The sequence below is a fragment of the Mycobacterium sp. 1165178.9 genome, assembly GCF_001673555.1.
In the GTDB taxonomy this organism is placed as follows: Bacteria; Actinomycetota; Actinomycetes; order Mycobacteriales; family Mycobacteriaceae; genus Mycobacterium.
The window spans coordinates 1-6,143 of sequence record NZ_LZMB01000158.1; the positions used below are offsets into that span (position 1 = coordinate 1).

The 6,143-nt window shown below is 67.3% G+C and carries 6 protein-coding genes and 1 pseudogene; 2 read left to right on the plus strand and 5 right to left on the minus strand.

Annotated features, from left to right (window positions below; translation table 11 throughout):
- Nucleotides 1–36: 36 nt before the first annotated feature.
- The 3 genes from A5652_RS07640 to mca are packed head-to-tail and all read right to left on the minus strand — an operon-like array spanning nt 37 to nt 3,051.
- Nucleotides 37–1,890, minus strand: coding sequence for a thioredoxin domain-containing protein (locus A5652_RS07640; RefSeq protein WP_369805764.1), 1,854 nt, complete (start codon nt 1,888–1,890; stop codon nt 37–39).
- Nucleotides 1,877–2,182 carry a hypothetical protein gene (locus A5652_RS07645; protein WP_067348661.1) on the minus strand — a complete coding sequence of 102 codons (306 nt, stop codon included), beginning with the start codon at nt 2,180–2,182 and terminating at the stop codon, nt 1,877–1,879. The genes A5652_RS07640 and A5652_RS07645 overlap by 14 nt, the downstream gene beginning before the upstream one ends.
- A complete protein-coding gene (gene mca / locus A5652_RS07650) occupies nt 2,179–3,051 on the minus strand; it encodes a mycothiol conjugate amidase Mca (protein ID WP_067348665.1) in 873 nt (290 codons plus the stop codon). Before mca ends, A5652_RS07645 begins: the two co-directional genes overlap by 4 nt.
- A gap of 112 nt (nt 3,052–3,163) precedes the next feature.
- Between mca and A5652_RS07655 the strand changes: the two genes are divergently transcribed.
- Nucleotides 3,164–3,598, plus strand: coding sequence for a DUF4307 domain-containing protein (locus tag A5652_RS07655; RefSeq protein ID WP_067348669.1), 435 nt, complete (start codon nt 3,164–3,166; stop codon nt 3,596–3,598).
- Between the two features lie 222 nt (nt 3,599–3,820).
- Nucleotides 3,821–4,315, plus strand: a complete 495-nt coding sequence (gene greA / locus A5652_RS07660) for a transcription elongation factor GreA (RefSeq protein ID WP_067348672.1) — start codon at nt 3,821–3,823, stop codon at nt 4,313–4,315.
- Nucleotides 4,316–4,394: 79 nt separating this feature from the next.
- Here the strand turns inward: greA and A5652_RS07665 are convergent, their stop codons facing one another.
- Both A5652_RS07665 and A5652_RS07670 read right to left on the minus strand, forming a co-directional pair.
- The gene (locus A5652_RS07665) at nt 4,395–5,561 is read right to left on the minus strand and encodes a cystathionine gamma-synthase (protein WP_067348675.1); all 1,167 of its coding nucleotides are present in this window, start codon (nt 5,559–5,561) and stop codon (nt 4,395–4,397) included.
- An 11-nt stretch (nt 5,562–5,572) separates the two neighbouring features.
- A pseudogene (locus A5652_RS07670) lies at nt 5,573–6,130 on the minus strand (RDD family protein); the annotation flags it as partial.
- Nucleotides 6,131–6,143: the final 13 nt, after the last annotated feature.

Below are 6,143 nucleotides of genomic sequence, written 5' to 3' on the forward strand. Positions count from 1 at the left end.
CTACGCGATGCTGGCCACCGGGCTCCTTGCGCTGTATCAGCTGACCGCCGAGGCGATCTGGTTGGCGACGGCAACCGATCTGCTGGACACTGCGCTGGCGCACTTCGCCGATGGGGCGCAACCCGGTCGCTGGTTCGACACCGCCGACGATGCCGAGCGGTTGGTGCTCCGGCCGGCCGACCCGCTGGACGGCGCGACTCCGTCGGGGGCGTCGTCGATCACCGAGGCGCTGCTGACCGCCGCGCACCTGGTCGACGGTGACCGCGCCGAGCGGTATCTGCGTGCGGTCACCGAATCGCTCGATGCGCACTCGGTGCTGCTGGAACGCGCGCCGCGGTCGGCCGGGCATTGGCTGGCGGTCGCGGAAGCGGCGGTGCGCGGGCCGCTGCAGATCGCGGTTGCCGTCGCCAACCAGATCGCCTCGGCGGTCAGCTGATACAGCGCAAGGAGCCCGGTGGCCAGCATCGCGTAGTCCTCGAGGATGGCGGCGCTCTCGCCGACCACGCCGCCCAGGCTGGCGCGTCGCAATCGGCCATCGACCACATGCAGATCCAGCAGCTCCCGCGCGCAGCGCCGTGCGGCTTCGGCCAGTTCGGGCTCGTCGAGCGCCACGCTGGCCTCGGCCAACGCGGTGATCGCCAGCCCGTTCCACGACGAGACGACCTTATCGTCGCGTCCGGGCTGGGTTCGGGTGCGCCGGGCGGCCAGCAGCGCGGACCGCACGCGGTTCAGCCGCCGCGGATCATCGGCATCGGCGGGTTGGGGGTCCCTCCCGCTCGCGGGTAGCTGCAGCACCGAGGTGCCGTGCTCGAACGTGCCGCTCTCGGTGACCGCGAAAATGGTTGCCGCCCACGGTCCGTCGTCGAGGCCGAGCACCTCGTTCAGCTGCGCCGGCGTCCAGACATAGGTCGAGCCCTCGCGGCCGTCCGCGTCGGCGTCAAGCGACGAGGTGAACATGGCACCGTCGGCCAGATCGTCGAGCAAAAATCGGGCGGTCTGGGCGCTGACCCGGCGCGCCAGGGGGTCACCGGTGCGCCGCGCCCAGTGCGCATACGCGCGCAGCAGCAGGGCATTGTCGTAGAGCATCTTCTCGAAATGCGGTACCACCCAAGCGTTGTCGACGCTGTATCGGGCGAAGCCGCCGCCGAGTTGATCGTAGATGCCACCGCGCGCCATCGCGTTGCCGGTGTGCGATACCGCCGCGAGCGCCGCCGGTGAGCCGGTGCGTTCGAAGTGGCGCAGCAGGGCCTCGAGCAACGCCGACGGCGGGAATTTCGGCGCGCCGCCGAACCCGCCGTGCACCGCGTCGAGATCATGGAGCAGCGTGGCGACGGCGAGGTCACACAACTCCGGCGCCACCGAGGGGCCACCGCCGGGAAGACCGGACGCCAACTTGCGTAGCTCGCCGGCGATATGGTCGGAGGCCTCCTCCACCTCGCCACGGCGTTCCCGCCAGGTCGTGGATACCGCCGAAAGGAGTTGCAGGAAGCCTTCTTTCGGATAGTAGGTGCCACAGAAGAAGGGGCGTCCGTCCGGAGTGAGGAAACACGTCATCGGCCAGCCGCCATGCCCGGTGAGGGCGACCGTGGCGTTCATGTAGACCGCGTCGATGTCCGGGCGTTCCTCACGGTCGACCTTGATGCAAACGAATCCCGCGTTCATCGCGGCGGCCACTTCGTCGTCTTCGAATGATTCGTGGGCCATGACGTGGCACCAGTGGCAGGCGGCGTAGCCGACGGACAGCAGGATAGGCACGTCACGCGCGACGGCGACGGCCAGCGCCTCGGGGGTCCACTGCTGCCAATGCACCGGATTGTCGGCGTGCTGGCGTAGATACGGGCTGGTCGCCAACCCAAGGGTATTCGTCGAAGCGGGGTCAGCCGGGCTCATCGCCGGGTCCCGGGGCTCGCGGCGAGCCGTCCGCCTCATCCCGGGCGTTGCCCCGGTCGACCGCGTCGGTGCCCTCGTCGGCGGCCTGGTCCGGTTCGGGGTGCTTGGGATCAAACGTTTCCGGCACCTTCTTCAATTGCCGGTTCATCGAACGCAGCAGAAACAGCGTGCTGATCAACAGCAGCACGACGATCAGCAGCCCGATCGGGCTGGCCTTGCCGAAATCGGGACCGGTGTGGTGCGGCTGGCCGTCGGCTTGCCAGCCGACGGCGGCGAGAAGCAGGTGATTCACTCGTCGCTCTCAATTCCGGCGAACAGGTCGTCTTCGGGGAGCCGGACCGGAACCCGCGACCGCGCCAACTCGAATTCCTCAGTGGGCCAGAGCCGTTGCTGCCATTCGATGGGAGCGGCAAAGAAGTCGTGGTCGGGGTCGATCTGCGTGGTGTGCGCCCGCAGCGCGTCGTCGCGCTGGCTGAAATACGCCGAGCACTCGACACGCGTGGTCACCCGGGACGCGAACGGATCATGCTTGGCGTCCCAGTGCTCGAGCCACTTCTTGAACGGGGGTTCTTGACCGTGCTTGATGGCTTCGTCGTGCAGCAGCTGCATCCGCGCGCGCAGGAAGCCGTGGTTGTAGTAGAGCTTGGACACCGTCCACGGCTCGCCGGCGTCGGGGAAGCGCCGATAATCACCGGCCGCCTCGAAAGCACCGACCGAAACCTGATGGCAGCGAATGTGATCGGGGTGGGGATAGCCGCCGTTTTCGTCGTAGGTGGTCATCACGTGCGGACGGAACTCGCGGACCACGCGGACCAGCGCCTCCACCGGCTCCTCCAGCGGCACCAGTGCGAAACAGCCCTCGGGCAGCGGCGGCAGCGGGTCACCCTGGGGCAATCCGGAATCGACGAAACCCAGCCAGGTGTGCTCCACGCCGAGTATCTCGGCGGCCTTGGCCATCTCGTCGCGGCGGATTTCGGCGATGTGTCCGTGCACCTCGGGCAGGTCCATCGCCGGGTTGAGGATGTCACCGCGCTCACCGCCGGTCAACGTCACCACCAGCACTCGATGGCCCTCGTCGGCGTAGCGGGCCAGCGTGGCCGCGCCCTTGCTCGACTCGTCGTCGGGGTGGGCGTGCACCGCCATTAACCGCAACTCGCTCACGTGCCCCCTTGTCTCACCTGGTGGTCGCCCGGTCTGACCCTATAATTCCAGTTTCGAGTTCGTTGCATGCTGTCGGCCGGTGCCGGCAGCCGACAACCAGGCATAACCAGGTATGACCGAATCCCCGATGTCGCGTCCGGAGGCCCGTTACGGGCGCTCCCGGCTGTCGCGTATCCCCCGCCGGTGGGTGATCGTCACGCTGGGCGCGCTGGTAGTCGTGGCCGGGCTCGTCGTTGCCCTCGCCGGTTATCACCGGTTCGGCACCAGCGACGTCAAGGGGACGATGGCCGGCTATCGGGTGATCGACGACCAGACGGCGTCGATAACGATCAGCGTGACGCGATCGGATCCGTCGCGGCCGGTGGATTGCATCGTGCGGGTCCGCTCGCAGGACGGCAGCGAGACTGGCCGGCGAGAGCTGCTGGTCCCGCCGTCGGACGCGGGCACCGTGCAGGTGACCACGACCGTGAAATCCTTCGAACCGCCGGTGGTGGCCGACATCTATGGCTGCGGCACCGATGTGCCCGCCTACCTGCGCCCTGCGTGACCTCACCAATCCGCGGCGAACTGCGAATATGAGGTCATCAACTGTTTGCGCGGTGGTAACATGGATTAATACACGGTTCCGGTTGGGACCGTGTTGCTGCATTAGCGGCCGTGAGCAAAACGGAGCGGCAGCACATGGGGCGGGACGCGCACACGTCGGGAGCGGCGGAGCTAACAGGACTCAACGCGAACTCGCGCAACAACATACGAGGAGCACGACGAGATGACGGACACTTCCGTGACCTGGCTTACCCAGGAGTCACACGACCGACTCAAGGCCGAGCTCGATCACTTGATTGCGAATCGTCCGGTCATCGCCGCGGAGATCAACGACCGCCGCGAGGAAGGCGACCTGCGCGAGAACGGTGGCTACCACGCCGCCCGCGAAGAGCAGGGTCAGCAGGAGGCGCGCATCCGCCAGCTGCAGGACCTGCTGAACAACGCGAAGGTCGGCGAGGCTCCCAAGCAGTCCGGCGTCGCGCTGCCGGGCTCGGTGGTGAAGGTCTGCTACAACGGCGACGAGTCCGACACCGAGACCTTCCTGATCGCCACCCGCCAGGAGGGCGTCAACGACGGCAAGCTCGAGGTGTACTCGCCGAACTCACCGTTGGGCGGCGCACTGATCGACGCCAAGGTGGGCGAGACCCGCAGCTACACGGTGCCCAACGGCAACACGGTGAAGGTGAAGCTGCTCAGCGCGGAGCCCTACCACTCCTGATCTGACGGGGGGCGGCCCGCCGCTAAGCCCGATGGTGGCGACCCGCTTCGCCCGGCACTGCCCGCGCTCGCGATCGCCACTAAGCCAGCGCCTGATCGAGATCTGCTAGCAGGTCGGCGATATCCTCGATGCCGACCGACAGGCGCACCAAATCATCGGGGACTTCCAATTGCGACCCGGCCGTCGAGGCATGCGTCATGGCGCTGGGATGCTCGATCAGCGACTCGACCCCGCCCAGTGATTCCGCCAGGATGAACACCCTGGTCTTGGCGCACAGATCGCGGGCGGCGTCGCGGCCGCCGCGCATGCGCACCGACACCATGCCGCCGAAGCCGCTCATCTGCCGTGCGGCGACCTCGTGTCCCGGGTGTGAGGGCAGACCGGGATAGAGCACCGTGCTCACCGAGGGATGCTCGGCGAGGAATTCCGCTACGGCCGAAGCGTTTTCGCTGTGCCGCTGCATTCGCAGCACCAGTGTCTTCAGGCCGCGCATCGTCAGGTAGGCGTCGAACGGGCCGGGCACCGCGCCGGCCCCGTTCTGCAGGAAGGCGAACGCCTGGTCCAGCTCTTGGTCGTCGGTGACCAGCGCACCGCCCACGACGTCGGAGTGCCCGCCGATGTATTTGGTGGTGGAGTGCAGCACGATGTCGGCGCCCAGCGTCAAGGGCTGCTGCAGCGCGGGCGAGGCAAAAGTGTTGTCCACCAACACTTTTGCCGCACTCCGCTTGCCCAGTTCGGCCAGGGCGGCGATGTCGGCGATGGACAGCAGCGGATTGGTCGGGGTTTCCGCCCAGATCAGCTTTGTTAGCGGCGTGATCGCGGCGGCGACGGCGTCCAACTCGTGCAGCGCCACCGGGGTGTATTCGACGTTCCAGTGGGTGAAGACCTTGTCGATCAATCGAAAGGTACCGCCATAGGCATCGTTCGGGATCACCACGTGGTCGCCGGGCCGCAGCACCGCCCGCAGCACGCAGTCGGTGGCGGCCATGCCCGAACCAAAGGCTCGCCCGTAGGCGCCGTCTTCGACGGCGGCCAGCGCCGCTTCCAGTGCGGTCCGGGTGGGGTTTCCGGTGCGCGCGTATTCGAACCCGCCGCGCAGGGAGCCGACGCCGTCCTGCGCGAAGGTACTGCTGGCGTAGATCGGGGCGTTCACTGCGCCGGTCGCCGGGTCCGGCCGATAGCCGGCGTGAATCGCTTTGGTAGCCAGCCCGGTGAACTCGGGATGGCCGTTGGGGTCGTCGCTCATCGACGATCAGCCTAGGTGACGGCCGGCCTCTCGGCGCCGTCGATCGGCAAGCACACCGTCGTCATGATCTTGTCCGCCAGCGTTTGACGCTTCGAATCCCATAGCGGGAAAAGGAAACCGATGAAGCAGATGATCGCGTCGACGAAATGCGCCAGCGAGCGCAGCACCGACATTCCGAAGCCGATGGGCCGGCCGGTGACTTCGCTGAGCACGTGGAACTTGAGCACCGATTTGCCGACGCTCGAGCCGGTGGTGCCCTGACGGTAGCCGTAATTCCAGATCAGATAGAACAGCCCGATTATCGAAGCCAACCACTGCGCCACCATGCCGGTGGTCGAGTTCTGCGTCGCGCAGTACTGGTTTACGGCGTATTGCGTGACGTCGGTGATGCAGGCGGTCTGTTGGGTGGCGACCAGGATCGCGGTGCCGATGCCGTGCACGACGACGTACGGGAGGATGTCGATGACGAATGCCAGCGCGCGGGTGAGCCATGGCGTGTAGTCCTGCGTCGGCAGCGTGCGGATCGCCGGTCCGGGTGGTGGCGGCGCGTATCCCCCGGCCGACGGTGGGTCCTACCCGCCG

Excerpts from the sequence above, each read along its gene's own strand:
- greA (WP_067348672.1), top strand. The coding sequence starts at position 3,821 with ATGACGGACACTTCCGTGACCTGGCTTACCCAGGAGTCACACGACCGA.
- A5652_RS07640 (WP_369805764.1), bottom strand. The coding sequence starts at position 1,890 with ATGAGCCCGGCTGACCCCGCTTCGACGAATACCCTTGGGTTGGCGACC.
- A5652_RS07665 (WP_067348675.1), bottom strand. The coding sequence starts at position 5,561 with ATGAGCGACGACCCCAACGGCCATCCCGAGTTCACCGGGCTGGCTACC.
- A5652_RS07655 (WP_067348669.1), top strand. The coding sequence starts at position 3,164 with ATGACCGAATCCCCGATGTCGCGTCCGGAGGCCCGTTACGGGCGCTCC.